Here is a 536-nt window from a genome sequence, read left to right on the forward strand (position 1 = left end):
TGGCAAGCGCTGCACACCGGTGTGGCGGTGGTTCGAAACAGCGCCTCGCCCAGGGCGATCGGGTCTTCCTTGTCGGACACCGGGCGTGCGGCGGGTGGTTGGTTGCCACCGGCGACGTTCTGTTGCGCAACGGTGAGGTCCATGCCGGGAATCGACGTGCCGGTCACCAGGATCGGCCTTGGTGGCCAACCTTGATTGTCGACCTTGCTCACCCAATCCATAAAGGCGATCAACGCCGCGATTTCTTCGTCATTGAGTTTCAGATTCGGCATCAACCGGCGATGGCGTTGCTCGTCATAAAACTTTGAGGGGTCTTTGAGGAACGCGGTGAGATAAGGGGCGCCGCGCAGCTGGGTGATTTTCGTCAGGTCCGGGGCGTAATACGCGCCTTCACCAAACAATGTGTGGCAATTGATGCAATTGTATTCGTGCCATACATCCTTGCCGCGAGTGACCTCTGGCGTGATCTGTTGAGCGTTGGTCAATTTCGGAAACTGCCGGTGACTATCAACGGTCATGCCCAGAAACACCACCGT

General features: G+C 57.8%; 1 protein-coding gene. It reads right to left on the minus strand.

What is annotated here, in order from left to right; genetic code table 11:
- Positions 1 to 533, minus strand: a 533-nt coding sequence (locus tag FQ185_RS30105) for a cytochrome c (RefSeq protein WP_149420609.1), incomplete at its 3' end; no start/stop codon positions are given.
- Between the last annotated feature and the right edge of the window lie 3 nt (positions 534 to 536).

The organism is Pseudomonas sp. ANT_H12B (assembly GCF_008369325.1).
In the GTDB taxonomy this organism is placed as follows: domain Bacteria; phylum Pseudomonadota; class Gammaproteobacteria; order Pseudomonadales; family Pseudomonadaceae; genus Aquipseudomonas.